General features: G+C 67.9%; 20 protein-coding genes. 8 read left to right on the top strand and 12 right to left on the bottom strand.

The window, feature by feature from the left end; genetic code table 11:
- Positions 1-62 precede the first annotated feature (62 nt).
- Both nhaC and nhaD read left to right on the top strand, forming a co-directional pair.
- The gene (gene nhaC / locus E4487_RS03795; RefSeq protein WP_037049645.1) at positions 63-1496 is read left to right on the top strand and encodes a Na+/H+ antiporter NhaC; all 1434 of its coding nucleotides are present in this window, start codon (positions 63-65) and stop codon (positions 1494-1496) included.
- 145 nt (positions 1497-1641) lie between these two features.
- Positions 1642-3024: a sodium:proton antiporter NhaD gene (gene nhaD, locus E4487_RS03790; RefSeq protein ID WP_037049647.1), complete on the top strand. Its 1383-nt coding sequence runs from the start codon at positions 1642-1644 to the stop codon at positions 3022-3024.
- Here the strand turns inward: nhaD and E4487_RS03785 are convergent.
- The gene (locus E4487_RS03785; protein WP_175252840.1) at positions 2994-3656 is read right to left on the bottom strand and encodes a DUF998 domain-containing protein; all 663 of its coding nucleotides are present in this window, start codon (positions 3654-3656) and stop codon (positions 2994-2996) included. The genes nhaD and E4487_RS03785 overlap by 31 nt on opposite strands.
- 157 nt (positions 3657-3813) lie before the next feature.
- Between E4487_RS03785 and E4487_RS03780 the strand changes: the two genes are divergently transcribed.
- The 4 genes from E4487_RS03780 (at position 3814) to rlmF (ending at position 8267) form a co-directional block, all read left to right on the top strand.
- A complete protein-coding gene (locus tag E4487_RS03780) occupies positions 3814-4683 on the top strand; it encodes a LysR substrate-binding domain-containing protein (protein ID WP_175252750.1) in 870 nt (289 codons plus the stop codon).
- A 215-nt stretch (positions 4684-4898) separates the two neighbouring features.
- Positions 4899-5195, top strand: coding sequence for a helix-turn-helix domain-containing protein (locus E4487_RS03775; protein ID WP_037049650.1), 297 nt, complete (start codon positions 4899-4901; stop codon positions 5193-5195).
- Positions 5196-5225: 30 nt separating this feature from the next.
- Entirely contained in the window at positions 5226-7055 is a 1830-nt protein-coding gene (locus E4487_RS03770) for an SLC13 family permease (protein WP_175252749.1), read from the top strand.
- Positions 7056-7265: 210 nt separating this feature from the next.
- Positions 7266-8267: a 23S rRNA (adenine(1618)-N(6))-methyltransferase RlmF gene (gene rlmF, locus E4487_RS03765; RefSeq protein WP_175252748.1), complete on the top strand. Its 1002-nt coding sequence runs from the start codon at positions 7266-7268 to the stop codon at positions 8265-8267.
- Here rlmF and E4487_RS03760 read toward each other — a convergent pair.
- The 11 genes from E4487_RS03760 to E4487_RS03710 form a co-directional block, all read right to left on the bottom strand.
- Positions 8264-9037: an ABC transporter substrate-binding protein gene (locus E4487_RS03760; RefSeq protein WP_175252747.1), complete on the bottom strand. Its 774-nt coding sequence runs from the start codon at positions 9035-9037 to the stop codon at positions 8264-8266. The genes rlmF and E4487_RS03760 overlap by 4 nt on opposite strands.
- A 130-nt stretch (positions 9038-9167) precedes the next feature.
- Positions 9168-9710 carry a hydrolase gene (locus tag E4487_RS03755; protein WP_134676968.1) on the bottom strand — a complete coding sequence of 181 codons (543 nt, stop codon included), beginning with the start codon at positions 9708-9710 and terminating at the stop codon, positions 9168-9170.
- 2 nt (positions 9711-9712) lie between these two features.
- The gene (locus E4487_RS03750) at positions 9713-13147 is read right to left on the bottom strand and encodes an AAA family ATPase (protein WP_175252746.1); all 3435 of its coding nucleotides are present in this window, start codon (positions 13145-13147) and stop codon (positions 9713-9715) included.
- A gap of 70 nt (positions 13148-13217) precedes the next feature.
- Positions 13218-14309 (bottom strand): GGDEF domain-containing protein, encoded by a 1092-nt coding sequence (locus tag E4487_RS03745; protein ID WP_333984747.1) that lies wholly within the window; start codon positions 14307-14309, stop codon positions 13218-13220.
- A 73-nt stretch (positions 14310-14382) separates the two neighbouring features.
- Complete coding sequence (locus tag E4487_RS03740) at positions 14383-14763, bottom strand: hypothetical protein (protein ID WP_175252744.1); 381 nt, start codon at positions 14761-14763, stop codon at positions 14383-14385.
- Positions 14756-15160: an MAPEG family protein gene (locus tag E4487_RS03735; protein ID WP_037049667.1), complete on the bottom strand. Its 405-nt coding sequence runs from the start codon at positions 15158-15160 to the stop codon at positions 14756-14758. Before E4487_RS03735 ends, E4487_RS03740 begins: the two co-directional genes overlap by 8 nt.
- 61 nt (positions 15161-15221) lie before the next feature.
- Entirely contained in the window at positions 15222-15593 is a 372-nt protein-coding gene (locus E4487_RS03730; RefSeq protein ID WP_152489463.1) for an SH3 domain-containing protein, read from the bottom strand.
- Between the two features lie 69 nt (positions 15594-15662).
- Entirely contained in the window at positions 15663-16094 is a 432-nt protein-coding gene (locus tag E4487_RS03725; protein WP_037049674.1) for a hypothetical protein, read from the bottom strand.
- 55 nt (positions 16095-16149) lie between these two features.
- Entirely contained in the window at positions 16150-16731 is a 582-nt protein-coding gene (locus E4487_RS03720) for an NAD(P)H-dependent oxidoreductase (protein WP_175252743.1), read from the bottom strand.
- Positions 16732-16894: 163 nt separating this feature from the next.
- A complete protein-coding gene (gene sbcD / locus E4487_RS03715; protein WP_175252742.1) occupies positions 16895-18124 on the bottom strand; it encodes an exonuclease subunit SbcD in 1230 nt (409 codons plus the stop codon).
- The gene (locus E4487_RS03710) at positions 18121-18540 is read right to left on the bottom strand and encodes an Lrp/AsnC family transcriptional regulator (RefSeq protein WP_037049681.1); all 420 of its coding nucleotides are present in this window, start codon (positions 18538-18540) and stop codon (positions 18121-18123) included. The genes sbcD and E4487_RS03710 overlap by 4 nt, the downstream gene beginning before the upstream one ends.
- 122 nt (positions 18541-18662) lie before the next feature.
- Between E4487_RS03710 and yjeH the strand changes: the two genes are divergently transcribed.
- Together yjeH and E4487_RS03700 are read left to right on the top strand one after the other, a co-directional pair.
- Positions 18663-19925: an L-methionine/branched-chain amino acid transporter gene (gene yjeH / locus E4487_RS03705; protein ID WP_175252741.1), complete on the top strand. Its 1263-nt coding sequence runs from the start codon at positions 18663-18665 to the stop codon at positions 19923-19925.
- 153 nt (positions 19926-20078) lie between these two features.
- Positions 20079-21404 carry a TAXI family TRAP transporter solute-binding subunit gene (locus tag E4487_RS03700; protein WP_134676962.1) on the top strand — a complete coding sequence of 442 codons (1326 nt, stop codon included), beginning with the start codon at positions 20079-20081 and terminating at the stop codon, positions 21402-21404.
- Positions 21405-21515 lie beyond the last annotated feature (111 nt).

Here is a 21515-nt window from a genome sequence, read left to right as displayed (position 1 = left end):
CCTGACAGCGCAGTCGCGGCCACCAGCCCGCCCCAAGGTTCATCTGATTTTCCGGTATACCCATGACAGCCCGTTCCCCTTCCCTGCTCGATGCACTGCTGCCTATCGGCGTGCTCGTCGTTCTCCTCAGCCTCTCCGTCTACCTGTTCGGTGACGGTTCCTCCAGCGGCCCGAACCAGATCGCCCTGATGAGCGCCGCCTTCGTCGCCGGCCTGGTCGGGCTGAAGAACGGCCTGCGCTGGAGCGAGATCGAGGAAGGCATACTCGCTGGCATTCACATGGCCATGAAGGCCAACCTGATCCTGCTGGCCGTCGGCGCGCTGATCGGCACCTGGATTCTCGCCGGCACCGTGCCGACCATGATCTGGTTCGGCCTGAAGCTGATCAGCGCCGAGTACTTCTACGTCACCAGTTGCCTGATCTGCGCGCTCACCGCGCTGTCCATCGGCAGCTCATGGACGGTGGCCGGCACCCTCGGCATCGGCCTGATGGGCGTGGCCGCCGGCCTCGGCCTGGACCCGGCGATCACCGCCGGGGCGATCATTTCCGGCGCCTACTTCGGCGACAAGCTGTCGCCGCTGTCCGACACCACCAACCTGGCGCCAGCCGCCGCCGGTGCCGACCTGTTCGCGCATATCCGCAACATGCTGCGTACCACCGTGCCGGCGCTGCTGATTGCCCTGGCGATCTTCTTCACCCTCGGCCAGCAGGCCAGCGCCGAACACGACACGGGGCGCATCAGCGAGGTCCTCGCCGCGCTGGAAGCCCAGTTCCGCCTGGGCTGGCACCTGCTGCTGCCGGTGGCCTTCCTGCTGCTGCTCGCGGTGCGTCAGTGGGCGGCCTTTCCTGCCGTGTTCCTCGCCGCGCTGGTCGGTGCGCTGTTCGCCATCGCCTTCCAGCCCGACGTGATGGCGCGCCTGGCCGATCCATCGGCCGGGGCCCTGGCGCCGTTGAAGACGGTCTGGAACGCGCTGTTCGCCGGCTACGAGTCGGCCAGCGGCAATGCCGAACTCGATGGCCTGCTGTCCAAGGGCGGCATGGCCAGCATGCTCACCACGGTGTGGCTGATCATCTGCGCCATGTGCTTCGGTGGCGTGCTCGAGCGCCTTGGCCTGCTGCAGCGCCTGCTGCAGAGCGCCCTGCGCCTGGTGCGCAGCGACAGCGGCCTGGTCGCCAGCACCATCACCACCACCATCGGCACCAACGTCATCACCGCCGACCAGTACATCGCCCTGGTGCTGCCGGGGCGCATGTACCGCGCCGAGTACGAGGCCCGCGACCTGCCGCCAACCAGCCTGTCCCGCGCCCTGGAGGACGGCGGCACCCTGACCTCGGTGCTGGTGCCCTGGAACACCTGCGGTGCCTACATGGCCGCCACGCTCGGCGTGGCCACCCTGAGCTACCTGCCGTACTGCTTCTTCAACCTGATCATGCCGGTGCTGGCCATCGCCCTGGCCTACCTGCTGCCGCCACGCCGTACCGCTGCGCTGCAATAACGCCTGATTACCTGCGCGCGAGCGGCATGGATCGCCCTCGCAGCGCCGCTGCGGCATTAAGTCCTTTCCTTTTGCAAGTTGTTTCAGGCATCTTCCCCCGCCTACCGACCTTCAATATCAACAGAAGAAAACAGGCGGACCCTCCATGTATGCGTTGATGGCCCTCGTATTCGTCCTCGGTTACCTGTGCATCGCACTCGAGCACCCGTTAAAGATCGACAAGGCAGCCTCCGCCCTGCTCACCGCCGTGATCGCCTGGACCCTCCTGGTCCTCGGCGCGGACAGCATCCTGCCGCTGCTCGGCACCGGCACCGCGGGCTCCAGCACCAATACCCATCACGTCGTCGAAGAGCTGCGCCATCACCTGGGGGAAATTTCCGAGATCCTGTTCTTCCTGATGGGGGCGATGACCATCGTCGAGCTGATCGACGCCCACGAAGGCTTCAAGGTCATCACCGACCGCATCCGCACCACCAAGCGTGTCCACCTGCTGTGGCTGGTTGGGCTGATCACCTTCTTCCTCTCCGCCGCCCTGGACAACCTGGCCACCACCATCGTGATGATCTCGCTGCTGCGCAAGCTGATCGCCGACCGGCACGAGCGCTGGTTCTACGCCGGCATCGTGGTCATCGCGGCCAACGCCGGTGGCGCCTGGTCGCCGATCGGCGACGTCACTACCACCATGCTGTGGATCGGTGACCAGGTCACCGCCACCGGCATCATCGCCAAGCTGTTCCTGCCCAGCCTGGTCTGCCTGCTGGCTCCGCTGCTGATCATGAGTTTCGTCCTCAAAGGCGAAGTCTCCGAACCGCGCATCAAGGAAAGCGCCGAGAGCCGCCGCGACCCGACCACGCCGTTCGAGCGCAACCTGGTCTTCGGCCTGGGCCTCGGCGCGCTGATTTTCGTACCGATCTTCAAGACCATCACTCACCTGCCGCCGTACATGGGCATCCTCTTCGGCCTCAGCCTGCTGTGGATCACCACCGAGATCATCCACCGCAGCAAGAACAGCGAAGAGAAGGACCCGCTGTCCGTGGTCGGCGTCCTGCGTCGCATCGACATCACCAGCGTGCTGTTCTTCCTCGGCATCCTCCTGGCGGTCTCCGCGCTGTCCAGTGCCGGCCACCTGATCCAGGTCGCCACCCTGCTCAAGGACGGCCTCGGCAACGTCTACAGCATCGCCATCTCCATCGGTATCCTGTCGGCCGTCGTGGACAACGTGCCGATGGTCGCCGGGGCGATGAAGATGTACCCGCTGGTCAGCCCGGAGATGCTCGCCACCGCCGCCGCCGAGGAGCTGCCGTGGCTGAGCAATTTCGTGGTCAACGGCAACTTCTGGGAAATGCTCGCCTACTGCGCCGGCACCGGCGGCAGCTGCCTGATCATCGGTTCCGCCGCCGGTGTGGCAGCCATGGGCATGGAGAAGATCAACTTCATCTGGTACCTGAAGAAGATCAGCGGCCTGGCGTTCATCGGCTACCTGGCCGGCGCGGCCACCTACATGGCGCTCGCCGCCGTGCTCGGCTGAGCGGAGCGTCCCGCGCTGGCACGCAGAATCTGCAATGCCAGCGCCGCGACCCAGAGCACCGATATCCCGTAGTTCAGGCGCTGGTACAGGCCGAACAGCTGGCCACTGGCAACCGCCGTGGCCATCAGCCACGCCGTGACGATCGCCAGCACCAGGCACAGGGCCGAGAACAGCGCCAGCCCGGGCGACTGCAACAGCCGCCGCGCCAGCACGATCCACAGGGCGCAGGCCAGCGTCAGCGAGACAAACATCAGCAGCCCCGCCAGGTTGTGCAACTGCTGCGACAGCGACGGTTGCGCCGGCGCACAGCCCTGGTCGCAGGCGAAATAGCCGGTGCCCAGGCTGCCCAGGCCATGCAGGCCGATCAGCAGCGCACTGAGCAACGCCAGCTTCGAACCAGGAAAGCGGCGCGCCACGCCCAGGCCGAAGAGAATGAACAGCAGCCCCAGCGGCAGGTTGTTGACCCAGGCGGAAAAACCATGGGTCGGTGCCCCCTGCGCGCCCAGCTCGCTCATGGCCTGCTGCAGGTGGCTGTAGCCGGGGTAGGCCAGCGCCGTCAGCGCCACGCCGAGCAACAGCCAGCAAGGAATCAGCACACCACTGCCCAGCAACACCCGATCACTCGTCTTCAGCACGACACGCTCCTTCACTCCGTCGATGACAGCGCCACCGGCAACGGTGGCAACCCGGCGACATGCTAGGCAGGCCAGGGCGCGGGCGTTACCGATTTTTTTGCAAGGCAGCTTGCACATGCGTCATCCTGTCGCGCCTCGCACACGGACGGCCAGAATGAGCAGACGCCTACCCAGCACCGCCGCACTACTGGCCCTGGAAGCCGCCGCTCGCCACCAGAGCTTCGCCCGCGCCGCCCAGGAACTGTCGCTGAGCGAAGGCGCGATCAGCCGGCAGATCGCCAAGCTGGAAGACTTCCTCGGCGTGCGCCTGTTCCACCGCGTCGGCAACCGCGTCGAGCTGTCCACTGCCGGTGCCGGCTACGCCACGCAGATGCGCACGCTGCTGGCCGACATCGAGCGCCACACCCGGCAACTGACCCAGCGCGCCAGCGCCGACAGTGCCCTGGAGATCGGTGTCCTGCCGACGCTGGCCAGCCGCTGGCTGATCCCGCGCCTGGTGCACTTTCGCCAGTTGCACCCGGATATCCAGATCAACCTGCGCGAGCGCACGCAGCCGTTTTCCCTGGCGGACAGCGAGCTGCACGCGGCGATCCATCATGCCCATCTCGACTGGCCGGGGATGCAGGTCCAGGCCCTGTTCGAGGAACCGCTGATCGCCGTCTGCCTCCCGCAGCTGGCGGCCCGACCGGCCGGGCAGATGCCGCTGCTGCACAAGCACGAGAGCCCCTTCGGCTGGGCACGCTATGCCGAGCTGAGCGCCTTGGCGCTGGCCCACACGGACCAGGGCCCGGTGTACGACCGCTATGCCCTGCTCATCGAGGCCGCCAAGGCGGGCATCGGCATGGCCCTGGTGCCGCGCCGCTATGTCGAGCAGGACCTGGCCGATGGGCGCCTCAGCGCGCCCTGGCCGGTGCTGGCGGAACTGGCCGAGCGCTACGTGCTGGTCACCCGCCCCAATGCCGAGTCACCGCCTGCGCTGGCGCTGTTCCAGGCCTGGCTGCTGGAGCAGAGCGCCGCGCGCTAGCCGGCACGCCGCGAGGTGACCCAGGCGCCCCAGAACAGGCTGGAGAAGAACCGCTGCGCCGGGCCGAAACCGCTGTCGTCGGGCAGCAATGAAAATTCATGCTTATCATCCAATGCATTCCCATGAGGAATCCACCTGCCACCCTCTGTGCCACGAGCAGCGCCACGCTGATATAGTCCCCCGATCAATCCCGGCCCGACGTGGACACCCAGCGCATGGACGTGAGCAAGACCAAGACCAGTTTCTACCGCCGCCTCTACGTCGCCTGGCTGATCGACAGCGGCGCCGCGACCAGCGTGCCGGCGCTGATGGAGGCCACCGGCATGCCGCGACGCACGGCGCAGGACACCCTCTCGGCGCTGATCGAGCTGGATATCGACTGCCAGTTCGCCCAGGGCCAGGGCGAGCGCAACAATGCCGGGCAGTACCTGATCCGCGACTGGGGGCCGATCGACAAGCGCTGGATCGCCGGCAACCTGCAGCAGATCAAGACCACGCTCGGCTATCCCTGAAACAATCGCTCCGTGCTTTCTGGAGCTGCGATGAATCCCGATCTTCTCTGGGTGCTCGGCCTGCTGGCCGGCGCCATCTCCCTGTTCGTCATCGGCAAGCCACGCATGGACGTGGTCGCCCTGCTGGTGCTGGTCGCCCTGCCGCTGACCGGTGTACTCGACCTGCAGCAGACCCTGGCCGGTTTCAGCGATGCCAACGTGATCCTCATCGCCGCGCTGTTCGTCATCGGCGACGGCCTGGTGCGTACCGGCATCGCCTATCGCCTCGGTGACTGGCTGGTGGCCAGGGCCGGTAGCAGCGAGACGCGCCTGCTGATCCTGCTGATGCTGGCCGTGGCCGGCCTGGGTTCGGTGATGAGTTCCACCGGCGTGGTCGCCATCTTCATTCCCGTGGTACTCGGCGTCGCCGCTCGCCTGCGCCTGGCGCCGGGGCGCCTGATGATGCCGCTGGCCTTCGCCGGGCTGATCAGCGGCATGCTGACCCTGGTGGCGACGCCGCCGAACCTGGTGGTGCACGCCGAACTGCGACGCGCCGGCCTCGCGGGCTTCGACTTCTTCACCTTCACCCCGATCGGCCTGGCCATCCTCCTGCTCGGCATCGGCTACATGCTGCTGGCCCGCCGCTGGCTGGTGCGCACCGAGGCCGGCGGCAATGCCGAACCGCCGCGCCTGACCCTGGCCGACCTGGCCGAGCGCTATCGCCTCGGCGAGCGCGAGCGGCGCCTGCGTGTGCGGGCGGACTCGCCGCTGGCCAACCAGGTGCTCAACGAACTGCAACTGCGCCGCGAGCACGGCATCAACGTCATCGCCATCGAGCGCCGGCAACGCCTGCGTACCCTGCTGCTGATGGCCAGCGGCAACACCCTGCTGGAGCCCGGTGACGTGTTGCTGGTGGATATCGCCAGCCCGGCCATCGGCCTGCTCGGCAGCTACCAGGCCCTCGGCCTGGAGCCCATGCCGCTGCCGCACTCGTATTTCAGCCTGCACGCGCATGAGCTGGGCCTGGCCGAGGTGGCGCTGCCGCCGGAGTCGCAGCTACCGGGCAAGACCATCCAGGAGCTGGGCTTTCGCTCGCGGCACAAGCTCAACGTGGTCGGCCTGCGTCGCCAGGGTGGCGCCCTGGAGGGGCTGCTGGTCGACGAGAAGCTCAAGGCCTCCGATACCCTGCTGGTGGCGGGCGCCTGGCGCGATATCCACCGCCTGCAGGGGCTGAGCCGCGATTTTCTGGTGCTCAGCCTGCCAGCCGAGGTCGCCGAGGTGGCACCGGCGGCGCGCAAGGCGCCCTATGCCCTGCTCAGCCTGGCGGTGATGGTGCTGCTGATGGTCAGCGGCCTGGTGCCCAACGTGCAGGCCGCGCTGATTGCCTGCCTGCTGCTCGGCGCGTTTCGCTGCATCGATCTGGACAGCGCCTACCGCGCGGTCCACTGGCCGACGCTGATCCTCATCGTCGGCATGCTGCCCTTCGCCCAGGCGCTGCAACAGACCGGTGGCGTCGAACTGGCGGTACAGGGGCTGGTGGGTGGCCTGGGCGATGCCGGGCCGCGCCTGATCCTGGCCAGCCTGTTCGTGCTGACCGCCGTCATCGGCCTGTTCATCTCCAATACCGCCACGGCGGTGCTGATGGCGCCCGTGGCGATCGCCACCGCGCAGGCGCTCGATGCCTCGCCCCTGCCGTTCGCCATGACCGTGGCCCTGGCCGCCTCGGCCGCGTTCATGACACCGATCTCCTCGCCGGTGAACACCCTGGTACTGGGCCCCGGGCAATACCGCTTCGGCGATTTCGTGCGCATCGGCGTGCCCTTCACCCTGCTGGTGATGATCGTCAGCGTGGCGCTGGTGCCGCTGATCTTCCCGCTGTAGGCAAGCGCTGGAAACTGCTGCGCCCGAACGGCTCATTCAGCGCAGGCGAAGTCGGGCGCGACTCCGAGCGTTCTTCGCTCGTTCCTGCCTGGTGCTGACCGCCTCGCCCAGGTTTCCAGAGGCTCCCTGCGGATGCCACCAGGCGATGCCCCGGCTGCACGGCCAGCCCGACTGTGGGAAAATCGCCGCCCGCCAGCCCGAAGCTCGTCCATGCCACAGCCACCGAAACGCCCACGCAAGCCCACCCCCGCCGCCGTGAAGACGGCGCCGAGCAAGGGCGAACTGCATCCGCGCAATCGCCACCAGGGACATTACGACTTCCCGGCGCTGATCAAGGCCAGCCCGGAACTCGGCCAGTTCGTCATCAGCAACCCCTATGGCAAGCCGAGCATCGACTTCGCCAATCCGCAAGCGGTGAAGGTCTTCAACCGTGCGCTGCTGGCGCAGTACTACGGCATCCGCCACTGGGACATTCCCGATGGTTACCTGTGCCCACCGATTCCCGGCCGCGCCGACTACCTGCACAACCTCGCCGACCTGCTGGCGACCGACAACGCGGGGCAGATTCCCCGTGGCGCGGCGATTCAGGCGCTGGACGTCGGCGTGGGCGCCAACGCCATCTACCCGCTGATCGGCCACTGCGAATACGGCTGGCACTTCATCGGCGCCGATATCGCGCCGGCGGCACTGGCCTCGGCACGCGCCATCGTGCAGGCCAACCGCGCGCTGCAGGGTGCCATCGAACTGCGCCAGCAAAGCGATGCGGCGCACGTCTTTGTCGGCCTGCTGCAAGCGGACGAGCGCATCGACCTGACCCTGTGCAACCCACCCTTCCACGCCAGCGCCGAGGACGCCACCCGTGGCAGCACGCGCAAATGGCGCAACCTCGGCAAACTCGACCCGAAACGCAAGCTGCCGGTGCTCAACTTCGGCGGCCAGGCTGCCGAACTGTGGTGCCCCGGTGGCGAGGCGGCGTTCCTCAAGCGCATGGCCAGCGAGAGCGTGCAGGTCGCCGAGCAGGTGCTGTGGTTCAGCAGCCTGGTGTCCAAGGGCGGCAACGTGGAACTGCTGCAGGGTTGGCTGGCCAGGGCCGGCGCCAGCGAAGTGCGCATTCTCGGCATGTCCCAGGGGCAGAAGCAGAGCCGTCTGGTGGCCTGGACATTCAAGGACGCCGCCCAGCGCGAGGCCTGGCGCCAGAGCCGCTGGCGCTAGGGCTTCGCCAGGTAGGCGTCTCTCCGCTCCTGGTAGACGGCCGACTCACGCTGGCGCTGCACCTCGGCCCAGATCCGCTCGGCCAGATCCGGCTCGTGCGCCAGCAGCGCATTGGACAGCATCAGGTAGTAGGGTTTTTCCTCGAGCAGCTGCGGCAGCTTCTCGATCGACTGCGCGAGCTGGGGATTGGCCTGCAGCACGAAATCACCGCGCTGGGTCTGCAAGGCAGCGGCCTCGATACGGCCATGCTCGAGCATCTGCAACAGCGCCAGCGGGTCACGGCTGGACTCGTCCACCTCCAGGCCATGGGCCAGCAGCAGGTCGCGAATGGAAAAGCCACTGAGCGAGCCCACGCGGCCGTTCAGATGGCTGAAGCGCCGGCCGTCCCAGGACACCGCGCTGCCGGCGCGCCGATAGAGGGTGTAGCGCGACGAATGCAGGCGCCTGAGGGTATCCGGCCGGCCCTCCGCATCGAGGGGATAACGCCCCATCCGCTGGCGTTCGGGCTTGAAACTGGCGGCGAAAGCGCCGTCATACAGCCCATGCTGCAAGCCGGCCAGGCAGCGCTTCCAGGGCACCGCCACATAGGTGAACTGCAGGCCGAGCTGCTGCTGGACGAGATCGAGCAGTTCCTTGTTGAGGCCGCTGCCATCGCTCATGACCCAGGGGTATGAATCCTGGTCCTCATGGCAGAACCGTAGCGCTGACTCGGCGGCAACGCTGGCCCCCAGCAGCAACCCCAACACGCAACACTGCAGCGTTCTGAACAATGACCGCACTCCAACGTATCACCGCCCGGCAGGCAGGCAGGCAGGCAGGCCGTGGCGAATGACCGACTGATGATCCCGTGCCTAAGCATAGGCGCAGTTGGCCACCCCAGCCTGCGGGGGCAGGCGCGCGTCAGCGAATGAAGGTGCGGCTGATCTCGCGGAACTGCTCGGTGCCGGCCTGCTCCAGCCATTCGAAGGCGACCATCTCGCGCGAGACGATCAGCGCTCCGGCGCGCTCCATGCGCGCCAGGCCCAATGCCTTGTCACGCGGGCGACGCGAACCCACCGCCTCGTCGACCACGAACACCTCGCGCCCGGCGGCCAGCAGGCCGAGTACCGTCTGCAGCACGCAGACATGGGTCTCCGCACCGCACACCACGAACTGGCGGCGCTCGCCTCCCGGCAGGTCGAACAGCCCGGCGCCCGCCGTGGCGGAAAAATGGATCTTCTCGCGCAGCCCGTGCGCCGGCAGCAGTTCGCGCAGGCCGGGGTCGGTTGCCCCCAGCCCCCTGGGGTACTGCTCGGTGGCGATCACCGGCACGTCGAGGCGCTGCGCCACACGCACCAGCCAGGCGGCCTGCTCGACCAGCGCCGCGCCCGCGTCGATCGCCGGCAACAGCCGTGCCTGCAGGTCGATCACCAGCAGGGTGGAATCCTTCGCTCGCATCAACATCGCTACGCTCCTTCCTTCACCGCGAAACGCGCATCGAGCCGGCTGTAGCCGAGGCCGACGCCCTTGTGTACCCGCAGCTGCACGGGAATACGCTCCTTCATCGCCTCGACGTGACTGATCACGCCGATGGTCTTGCCGCTGGCGTTGAGGTTGTCCAGGGCGTCCAGCGCCACCTCCAGGGTCTCGCCATCCAGCGTGCCGAAGCCTTCATCGAGGAACAGCGAGTCGATACTGGTCTTGTGGCTGACCAGATCGGACAGCGCCAGGGCCAGGGCCAGGCTGACCAGGAAACTCTCGCCGCCGGACAGCGTGCGGCAATCACGGGCCACGTCGGCCTGCCAGGTGTCACGCACCTCCAGCTCCAGCTCGCCGCTGCTCTTGCGCGCCAGCTGGTAGCGGCCGTGCAGGCGGGTCAGCTGGCGGTTCGCCAGGTGGATCAGGTGATCGAGGGTCAGGCCCTGAGCGAACTTGCGGAACTTGGCACCATCGGCCGAACCGATCAGGCCGTTGAGTTGCTGCCAGAGGGCATGCTCGCCCTCCTGTGCGGCGATTTCGGCGAACAGCGCCTGCTGGCTGCTGCGCCGTGCCGCGTCGGCCTGAAGCTGGGCCCGCACCTCACCCTGGCGCTCGCTCAATGCACGCAGGCGATCCTGCAGCGCCTGGATCTGTTCGCCCAGCTCGGCCAGGCTCAGGGCGCTCTGCGCCTCGCCCTGGAGGCGCTGTACCTCGGCCTGCGCCGCCGCCTGCAAGGTCGCCGCCTGGGTGTGCGCGTGCTCCAGATCGGCCTTCAGCTGCAGCAGGCGCTGTCGTTCATCATCACCCAGCAGCGCCGCTTCGAACGCCGCCTGGTCGGCGAACGGGCTGCCGGCCAACGCCTGCTGCCAGGCCTGCTGGCAGTCATCCAGGCGCGCCTGCAGGCGTGCCTGCAACGCCACCTGGGCCTGCTCGCTGCCGGCCAGGCCATCGCGTTCACGCTGCGCGGCGGCCAAGCGCTCGGCGGCCTCGCGCCAGGCCTGCCGTGAATCGCTCACGGCTGCAGGCTCGGCCAGGTCAGCCACGCCTGCGGCCTGCCAGCGCTGCAACCACTGCGCAGCCTGTGCCTGGTCCTCGTCCAGCTGTCGCTGCGCCTCGTGCTTCTGCTCGAGCAACTGCTGCTCGCGTGCCTGCGTGTCGCGCCAGGCCTGCCAGGCCGCCTTCTGCTGCGCCAACCAGCCCTCGCCGTCGGCCGGCAGTTCGCTGGCGAAACCCTCCAGGCTGGCCAGCAATGCCTCGGCCTGCTGCGCCTGCCCGGCCTGCAGATCGTTCAGGTCGGCCTGTTGCTCGGCCAGACGCGCCTGGGTGTTGTCCAGATCGCGCTCGAGCAGGGCCTGCTGCCGCTGTGCTTCGCTCTGCTCACGCTCGGCCGTCTCGCGCAGCTCGCGCAGACGCTGCAGTTCGGCCTGCTGCTGTTGCACGGTCTGCAGACGCGCCTGCAGCGCCGCCAGCGCCTGCTCGTGCTGCTGTTGCATGGGGCCGAGCTCGGCGCCATCGTGCAGGCGGATGTCATGCTCGCTCAGTTGCTGCTGCCATTGCTGATCCAGCGGCTGCAACTGCGCCTGGGCCTCGGCCTGCTGCGCGTGCAGCTGCTCGATCTGCGCGGCCAGGCGGGTCAGCTCGTCACGCAGGCTGGCCCCCTGGTTCTCCAGCTCGCCCAGGTCGCTGCGGCACTGCGCCAGCGCCTGTTCGGTGGCGGAGACATTCAGCGCCTGGTACTGCTCGATCGCCGGATGCTCATGCGAGCCGCACAGCGGGCAGGCCTCGCCCGGCTGCAGGCGGGCGCGATGGGCCTCCAGGTCGTGGATGCGCTGTTCCTGCTCCAGCAGCTTTTCCTTGTCGGCGCACTGCTGCTTGAGCGCCTTGTAGCGCTCGCGCAGCGCGCCGATCTCGGCATTCCTGTCCGTCTGCAGACGCTGCAGTTCGGCCAGGCGCGGCGGCAGCGCGGCGAGTTGCCCGCCCAGCGTCTCGCGGCGCTGCGCCAGTTGCTGCAAGCGGTCGAACACGCGGCTGCGCGCCTGCTGGCCCTGCACCTCCTGCCACAGGCCCGCCTCTCCCGCCGCGCCCAGCAGGTCCTGCACGCTGGCCTGCTGCTGCGCCTCGGCAGCGCGCGCCTGCTCCAGCTGCTGTTGCAGCGTGGTCAGACGCGCGCCCTGCGTCTCACGCTGGCGCTGCAGCGCGGCGAGCTGCGTGGCGGATTCGCTCAGCCGCGCCTGCGCCGCCTGCACGCCCTGCTCGTCCCTGGAACGCTGGGTGAAGCGCTCGTCCCAGCCGCTGAGCAGCTCGCCCAGACGCGCATGCTGGCTGCGCTCGCCCAGCCAGGCCTGCACCTCGGCATACTGCTGCTGCAGCTGCGTCAGCGCGGCCTGACGCTGGGCACAACCGTGCGCGGCATAACGGCTGGCCTGCCACAGCGCCAGCCGCTCACGTTCGGCGCAGGCCTGCATCCGTTCGCGCAGCGCGAGCAGGTCGTGCTCGGCCCGCTCGTGCTCCTGCCGCGCCTGCTGCCAGGCCTGGTGCAGGGGCAGCAGGCGCGAGGCCGGCTCGCTGGCAGCCAGGCGCTGCAGCTCATCGCCCGCGTCGGCCTGGCGCTGCCGGGCCTGTTGCACGGCTTGCGCCGCTTCGGCGGCCTGCTGCTCGGCACGCTGCAAGGCTTCTCGCCAGCGCTGCTGCCCTTGCAGCGCCTGTTGCTCGGCGAGCAGCGGCGCCTGCTCCTGCGCCAGGCGCTCGGCTTCGCCCTGCAGCTCGGTGCGCTGCGCTTCATCCAGCAGTTCCATGCCCTGGGCGCGGCTTTTCAGCAGGCCCAGCGCCTGCTCGGCAGCCTTGGTGCGTTCGTAGACCTGCTGGGAAATCCGCCCGTAGACCTCGGTGCCGGTCAGTTCTTCCAGCAGTTCGGCACGCTGGTTGGCGTTGGCCTCGAGGAACGCGGCGAAACCGCCCTGGGCCAGCAGCATGGATTTGGTGAAACGCTCGAAGTCCAGGCCGGTCAGTTCGGCGGTCAGGCTCTCCTTCTCGCGGATCTTGTCGGTGAGGATTTCGCCACCCTCGATGCGCGCCAGCTCCACCTTGGGTGCCTGCAACGCGCCGTCGACCTTGTCCCGCGCTCGGCGCTGGCTCCAGAACGCACGGTAGCCCTGCCCCCTGACCTCGAACTCGACTTCGGCCAGGCAGTCGGCGGTGTGCCGGGTCATCAGCTCGTTGCCGCTGGCCGACAGCGTGCTCATGCGCGGCGTGCGGTGATAGAGCGCGAGGCAGATGGCATCGAGCAAGGTGGTCTTGCCGGCGCCGGTCGGCCCGGTGATGGCGAACAGGCCGCTGTCGGCGAAGGGCTCGGCGGCGAAATCGATCTTCCACTCCCCCTTCAGGGAGTTGAGGTTCTTGAGGCGCAGGCTGAGGATTTTCATGCACAGGTCGAAAGCCGTTGGAGGCGGCCATTCTGGCATTCTCCGCCGCGCGCTGCAGGCCCGAATGCCGCTACAGCGCCTCGACGCGGTCGCGGCCGCTGGCCTTGGCCCGATACATCGCCTTGTCGGCCCGGGCCATCAGTGTCTCCAGGGTTTCGCCTGGGCGGTATTCGGCGATACCGAAGCTGGCGGTCTTGCGCTCGACGGTGTCGAAGGCGAACGCCTGGATACGCCGCCGCAGCGCCTGCACGGCTGCCACGGCCTGATGCGAGCCGATCTCCGGCAGGACGATGAGAAACTCCTCGCCCCCGAAGCGGCCGACCTTGTCCACCGCGCGCACGTTCTCGCGCAGCAGCGTGGCGAACTGGCGCAGCACGCTGTCGCCCACCGCATGACCGAAGGTGTCGTTGACGTGCTTGAAATGGTCGATGTCGATCAGCACCACCGAGAACGGCGTGCCATAGCGGTTGGCCCTGGCCTGCTCGTCGGCGAGGAACGCCTCGGTGCGCGAGCGGTTCCACAGCCCGGTCAGGCCGTCGAGGCTGGCGCTCAGCTCCAGGCTGTCCTGCTGCAGGAACATGCGTTTATGCGCCTTCTCCAGCAGGAAGGCGCTGAGCAGCCCGAAGGAGAACGAGGCGAGAATCCAGATCAGGTGCAGGCGCTGCGGCCCCGGGGTGAGCGAGTGTTCGAGGGTGACCAGGAGAATCGCCGACAGCGAGACCAGTGCCGTGGCCATCGCGCGCTTCAGGGTCAGACCCGAGATGGCGAACGTCCACATCAGGTTCAGGTAGATTTCCGGCGCGTAGAGCGCGAAACGTGACGAGCCGAAGTTGAAGTAGAGATTCGACAGCACCGACACGATGGGCGCGCATGACAGCAGGCCGAGCATCAGCGTCTGCCGGCCGGGTCGAAAGCTGAGCAGCCCGGTGGCCAGCAGGGCCCCCGGCACCATCAGCGCATGCACGATGAAGCGTGCGAAGGGCTGATCGGTTTCGACATTCTGCTCGATGGCGGCGTAGATCAGGTACAGCCCCATGGTCAGGAAGGCGACATAGCGAATCTGTGGAATCGCCGCCTGGCGATACCAGTCCTCGAAACGCTGTCGGGTCGCATCCGGCACCCCATGCAGCGGGTCCAGCAACCGGGCCAGTGTCGTCAGCACCCTAGCACCCCTGTCCATTTGCCATCATCGACAGCATAGATCGCTATTGCCGGATCGGCGTCGTCACGCGCCGTCAGTCGCCGATCTCGATTCCCCAATGACGCAGACCGTCGGGCAGATCGGCCCGGCTACCCTGGTAGAGGCCGTCCTTGAACATCAGCACGGTGCCGTCCACTTTCAACGCCTGCTCATCGAGCTGAGCCGTCATCGGATCGGCAGCCTTGCGGGTCGGCTCGACCCGGTAGAACAGCGCCTGAGCCTGACGCCGCAGGGCCGCGTAAGAGGTGTCCGCGCCGGAGTGTCGATACAACCGCTCGAGGTTGGCGGTCGTCAGTATTTGCTGCGTCCAGGCCTCCTGCCACTGCACGACCAGGAACACCAGGTAGAGGTTGGCCCCGAGCGACAGTAGCAGCGTCGCCAACAGCGTCTTGCTCAGGATGCGTTTGCTAGCCATGCAGATAGCGCTGCAGCACCAACGCCCAGAGCCCGAGCGCGGCCAGGAAGTTGAGGGTGAACACCAGGCCGCGCAGACGCACGTTGCCGGTGCCGATCTGTACCAGGCTGTGTGCCAGGCGCCCGCCGATGAACCCCCACGCCAGCCAGGTCGCGAGCGGCGACTGCACGCCGGCCTGGATCAGCAGCAGGCAGGCGACGTAGAACAGCAGCGGCCATTCGAACTGGTTGGACAGGTTGGCGCTGATGCGCGGCTCGACCTCGGCCCAGGGGTTCGAGCCATCGGCGCGCCGCCCGATGCCCCAGATACTGGGCGCACGCGCCAGGGTCAGGAGCACATAGAGAAAGCCGGCCAGACCGACATGGGCCAGCATCGGCGCGATCAAGGCATGGCTCATGACGGCAGCTCATGCAGGCGCTGCCCTGCGGCGGACAACGCGGTCGATGACAGTCGGCGGCTCATCGCGCGGCGCCCTCGGCCTGCAGATTTTCCAACGGCACCCAGCCCGACGCGTCGCCACTGCTGCGCTGGCACCAGGCCCAGCCATTCAGTTGTCGCCCGGCCAGCACCCGCTCGCCCACCACGACGTCCAGCTCGCGGGCGCTATAGTCCTCGCGCGCGCGGCCCCGGTCACCCGCAATCACCTCGATGATCTGCTGCGGGACCCAGCCGCCGGCCTGGCCCGGCGTGTGGCAGAAGCGCCAGTCCTGCCAGTCCTCCGGTCCCTCGTAGACTTCCCCCAGCGTCAGCGGGGCGCCGGCCTCGAACTGGATCGGCTCGGGGTACTCGCTGGTGTGCGCCGTGACGACGCGGTATTCCGTCAGTTGCATGCTCGACCTCTGTATTCCTTGTGGTTTGGCGAACGCTACATGCCGCCGTTCTTCGCTCTGTCGAAGCGCCTAGGCGGCCTGCCAGACCTGGGCCAGGCCGACGCCGTGCAGCACCGCCAGCCCCAGGCACAGCAATGAGCTCAGGTGCCAGAAGCGCTCGCTGTTGCCGATGATCACCCGCTTGAGCCAGGGAAAGGCCAGGGCCCGGCCGAGGTAGACCAGGGTGATCAGCAGCACCGCCCATTTCGCCAGCGCCAGCTGCGGGCCGAGGCCGGCGGCAGACAGCGTCAGCAGCGCCCACAGCAACAGCACGCAGCCAATGGCGCAGGCCACCACCGGCGGATACCAGTGGCGCCGTGCGGCCATCGCCACCAGCTGTTCACCGGCGCCAAGCACCTGGAAACCCCGCGCCCCCCAGAAGATGCAGGCAAAGTGCAGCACGCCGGCCAGCGCCGTCAGCAGCGCCCCCAGCAGCAAGAACCCATTGGCCTGTAGCAACATCACGACTCTCCTTGCCAGGCGCCGGCATCACGGCCGGCGCATCACGTCCGCGCGCTCAGAAACACGCCCTGATCTTCCTCACGAAGGCGTCGACGCGCGCACGGTCGGCCTTCTCACTGCGGTAGAACGACAACATCCGGAAGCTGCAGCCCCGGGTACAGGCCCCCAGCAGGGCGAGCTTGAGCACCCGCCTGACGGGCCGGCGCAAGACGAACAGGTCGACCCACCAGGGCGAACCCAGCGTGGTGACCACCCGCACCTCCTGCAGCTGCAACAGGCCCGGAGTGATCGCACCGAGATCGGCGGCATGCTGGTAGGCATGGCCCGGCGCCCAGACGCGGTCGAACCAGCCCTTGAGAATGGCCGGGAAGCCGAACCACCAGGTGGGGAAGACCAGCACCAGCGACTGCGCCGCCTGCAACTGACGCAGCTGAGCCTGCAGGTGCCCGGCGTCGAACGCGCCGGCGTAGTAGCTCTGCCGCTCGGCCTCGCTGAGCCGTGGGTCGAAGGCACTGGCGTAGAGGTCCAGCAACTCGATGTCGTAGCCCTTGCCCGCCAGGTGCGCGACGGTTTCATCGCACAGGTGGCGACAGAGGCTGTCCTGCAGCGGATGGGCGAATACCACCAGACACTTCACACACTGATCCTTCAGTTGCGGCGGCTACGGCAGGACAGCGGCCAGCGAGCCTGCGCCCGCATTCGGCACCACCCTCGCAGCACGGGTAGATCGAAAGAGCGTGCACTATAGCGACTTTGCCCCGCGCGGCCAGCGCTGTCGGGCAAAATGCCGCGCCACGCGCCTAGCGCTCCTGGCGTTCCTGCACGGCCTCCAGCACCTGGCGATACCGCTCGAGCAGGCGCTGACTGTCCGCCTCGTCCAGTACCTCCTGTTGCAGGCGCCTGGCGAAGACATCCTCGACGGACAATTCGTCCAGCGTCTCCCGTGCGGCGCTGGCCAGGCTGGCACTGGCGTTGCCACGCTCGCGACGGATGCGCAGCACTTCCACGGCATGCCCCTCGCAGAGGGCGCTGATGCGGCCTTGCAGGTCGCTGAGGTAGTCGTCGGTGCTGACCTGCACCTCCAGCCACACCGGCCGCTCGCCCGTGCCCTGGGCAGCGACCTCGGCGATGGCGCCGGCCAGTTCCTTGAGCGAGCCACGCAGGCTGGCCATGGGCTGAAACACCGGCACGGCCAGCGGCGTGATCGACTGCAGGCTGGCCTCGCCGAATTCCAGCAGCAGCACTTCCTTCTGCTGGCGCGTTTCATCGAACGACAGGGCGATCGGCGAACCGCTGTAGCGCACATGCTCCAGGCCACCGACCTTCTGCGGCCGATGGATGTGGCCCAGGGCGATGTAGTCGGCGGGCGGGAAAGCACTGGTGGGAAAGGCCTCCAGGCTGCCGACGTAGATCTCGCGCACCGACTCACTGGCGCTGGCGCCGACCGTGGTCAGGTGGCCGCTGGCGATGATCGGAAGGGGCTGCCCGATCTGGTTGCGCCGCTCCAGCGCCAGCGCGTGCAGGGCCCGGTAGTGCGCGGCAATGGCCTGTTGCAGCGACTGCTGCTTGTCCTGCGCGCTCTGCCCGGCCTGGCTGGCCAGCACGTCGCGCGGACGAATGAAGGGGATGGCGCAGAGGATGGCGCCCGGCTGGCCGCGGCGATCATTCAGCACCAGCACCTGCTCGGCCAAGTCGAGGCCCACCGCCGGCACCACCTGGGTGCCCAGCTGCGCCAGCAGGCTGCGGCTTTCGCCAAGCATGGCCGGCGAATCGTGGTTGCCACCCAGGACCACCAGCGCGCAGCCGGCGTCGCGCAACTCGACCACCAGGCGGTAGTACTGCTCGCGGGCGTAGCTGGGCGGCGCACCGGTGTCGAATACGTCACCGGCGATCAGCAGCACATCCACGGCATGCGCCCGCACCTGCTCCAGCAGCCAGGCGCAGAAGGCCTGGTGCTCGGCCTGGCGGGTCTTGCCCATGAAGTGCTGGCCCAGGTGCCAGTCGGAGCTGTGCAGCACGCGCAGGCTCATAGCGGCCAGTCCTGCACGACGATGTGGGTCTTGACCCGCTGCATCTGCGGGAAGGCCTCGATGGCCGCGCGGACCTCGCTCAGGCGCGCCATGCTCGGCGCCTCGACCAGCACCAGCATGTCGGTTTCCCCGCTGATGCCGCTGCAGTGGCGAATTTCCGGGTATTCACGCATGCGCTCGACGTAATCCTGGCAACGGGCGTTCTGGTAGAACAGTTCGAGGAAGGCCTTGACCCCACCCTCACCCGGAGCCGCGACCTGGGCGTGATAGCCGCGAATGACGCCGCTCTGTTCCAGATGGCGAATGCGCTCGCTGACAGCCGAGCGGGAAAGACTGACCTCGCGGGCGATCTGGCTGACGGAGGTACGCGCGTCGCTGCGCAGCAGAGCGAGGATCTGGCGATCGAACTTGTCCACGGTGTTTCTCGAGCGGCAATCAGGTTGACGGGAAGAACCGCCATTTCGTCGGTGAAAGGCGGCAGCCTGTAATCAGGCGGCGGCCTACCATAGCGGGATCTGCAAAGGCGTGAGCATACCCCATGAGTCGACTCAACAAGGAGCTGGGCCTGCTGCAGGGCATTGCCCTGCTCAGCACATCGCTGCTCGGCACCGGCATCTTCGTGGTGCCGGCACTGGCGGCCACCGCCGCTGGCGAGGCATCGCTGTGGGCCTGGCTGATGCTCATCGCCCTGGTGCTGCCGGTGGCATTCACCTTCGCCCAGCTGGGCAAGCGCTTCCCCCACGCGGGCGGGGCACCGCACCTGATCGGCCGCGCCTTCGGCCTGCGCATGGAGAGCGTCAGCGCCCTGCTGTTTCTCGCCGTGCTGCCCGTGGGCCTGCCGGCGGCCCTGCATATCGCCAGTGGCTTCTGGCTGGCCCTGTTCGACCTCGACCGCAGCGACCTGCTGATCATCGAGCTGGCGACCCTGGGCGCCATCCTCCTGCTCGGCCAGCGCCCGCCCAGGGCCTCGGGCCTGCTGCAGGGGCTGATCGCCGTGGCCATCGTCGCCAGCGTGGCGCTGATCTGGTGGATGGGCGACCTGCCCCATGCCGACCAGCCGCTGTTGCCGGCGCTGGACGGCCAGTGGCACCTGCTGCCGACGGCGCTGGGGGTGATGTTCTGGTGCTTCGTCGGCATCGAGGCCTTCACCCATCTGGGCGAGGAGTTCAAACACCCGCAGCGGGACTTCCCGCTGGCCTTGCTGCTCGGCGTGCTGCTCGCCGGCCTGGTGTACTGGGCCTGTTCGGTGGCAGTCCTGAGCTTCGCCACCTACGGCGACGTGCACAGTGACACCACCGCCCTGCCCCGGCTGTTCGAGCAGCTGCTCGGCGAGCGCGCCCGTGTGCTGGTGGCGGTGCTCGGCTACCTGGCCTGCTTCGCCTCGATGAACGTGTACATCCAGGGCTTCGCCCGTCTGATCTGGAGCCTGGCCGACGAGGGCCGCCTGCCTGCCCGGCTGGCCGTGCGCAACGCCCATGGCGTTCCCGGCCGGGCCTTGCTGCTGGTCGTGATCAGTTGCGCGCTGTGCGCGCTGCTCTCGGCCGTGCTGCAACTGTCGGTGGATGACCTGATCCGCTACGCCAACGGCAACTTCGTGTTGATCTACCTGCTCAGCATGGCCGCAGGCTGGAGCCTGCTGCATGGCATCTGGCGCCTGCTGGCCGGACTCAGCGCAGTGCTGTGCAGCGCAATGCTGGTGATGCTCGGCAGCGACGCCCTGTATGCCGTGGCGCTGTTTGCCGTCCTGCTGCTGTTGAGCCACCTGCGCGACAGGCACAAGGCGCTGGCGCAGGGTGGATGACGCTCTTTTCGCGCAAGGCGCTGTCGGTGGACGGGTGAAGCGTCGTCCACCCTACGTCCGTCAGCCGCATTGCTACCGGCCAGCCGCGCTACAGATGACCTCGGGGCGCATGGGGTTCTATCCTTACCCTGAACCCAGCTCCAAGGAAGCCCCATGCGCCGCGTACTCAACGACCTGAAGATCATGATCCTGGCCAACCTGTGGATCGTCCCGGTGGTGGCCGGCCTGGTCTGGGCGCTGTTCCAGTTCGTCGCGCCGCCACCGCCGATGAGCGCCAGCATGGCCACCGGTACCCAGGGTGGGGCCTACCAGCAGTTCGCCGAACGCCTCAAGGAAGAACTGGCCAAGGAGGGTTTCGAACTCAGCCTGGTGCCGACCTCGGGCTCGCGCGACAACCTGCAGCGCCTGCTGGCCGATGACCCGGCCGTGCAGATCGGCCTGGTGCAAAGCGGCCTGGAACGGCAGCTGTCGCCGGACGAGCAGACCCGCCTGCAGAGCCTGGGGGCGATCTATCAGGAGCCGCTCTGGCTGTTCTATCGCCGTGAAACCGGCCTGGACCGCATCGCCGACCTGTTGCCGCTGAAGCTCGGCCTGGGTGGCGAGGGCAGCGGCACCCGCGCTGCCAGCGACGCCATCCTCGGCGCCAACGCGATCCTGCCCGAGCAGTATCCCGACACCTGGCAGAACATCGGCGGCGGCAAGGCCGCACGCGCACTGCTGGCCGGCGAGCTGGACGCGGCGTTCTTCGTCGGCCCGGCGGAGAATGCCCTGGTGCAGCAACTGGCCGCCAACCCCGATATCGCCCTGGCGCACTTTCGTCGCGCAGCGGCCTACGAGGCGCGCCTGCCGTTCTTCAACCAGGTGACGGTCGGCGAAGGCCTGCTCGACCTGGCCAGCAACGCACCGGACCGCGACATCGTCACCCTGGCCCCGGTGGCCACCCTGGTGGTCAACGACGACTTCAACCCCGGGCTGGTGCCGCTGTTTCTCGAGGCCAGCCGCGAAGTGATGAGGAACGGCACCCTGCTCGATACCGCCGGCGCCTATCCCAGCGCCGAGCCGCGCACCTTCGAACTGCACAAGGATGCCGAACACTACTACGCCAAGGGCCTGCCGATCCTGCAGCGCTACCTGCCGTTTCGCATCGCCTCGCTGGCCGACCGCTACATCATCCTGCTGATCCCGCTGATCGTGGTGATGATCCCGCTGTTCAAGGCCGTCGGGCCGATCTACCAGTGGCGTATCCGGGCGCGCATCTATCGCTGGTACAAGTACCTGCGCGAGATCGACCGCAAGCTCCACGCCGGCTCGCTGCCGGACGAGCTGGACAGCGAGATCGAACGCCTGGAGAAGCTGGAGGACGAGCTGGCGGCGGTGGAAGTGCCGCTGTCCTACTCCAACCAGCTGTACGAGCTGCACCTGCACGTGCGCTACGTGGTCGAGCGCCTGAAGACCCTGCAGCAACGCCGCCAGCCGTAGGGTGGATCACGCTCCATCGATCCACCATGCCCGGCAACGCCGGGCGAACAACCCGGCATCCACCGCGTCGACTCACCCACGGTGGATGTAAAAAGCGACATCCACCCTACG

The organism is Pseudomonas sp. BMW13 (genome assembly GCF_013357275.1).
Lineage (GTDB): Bacteria > Pseudomonadota > Gammaproteobacteria > Pseudomonadales > Pseudomonadaceae > Aquipseudomonas > Aquipseudomonas khazarica.
Note: the sequence above shows the minus strand (reverse complement) of the source record. Positions and strands in the feature narration are given on the sequence as shown.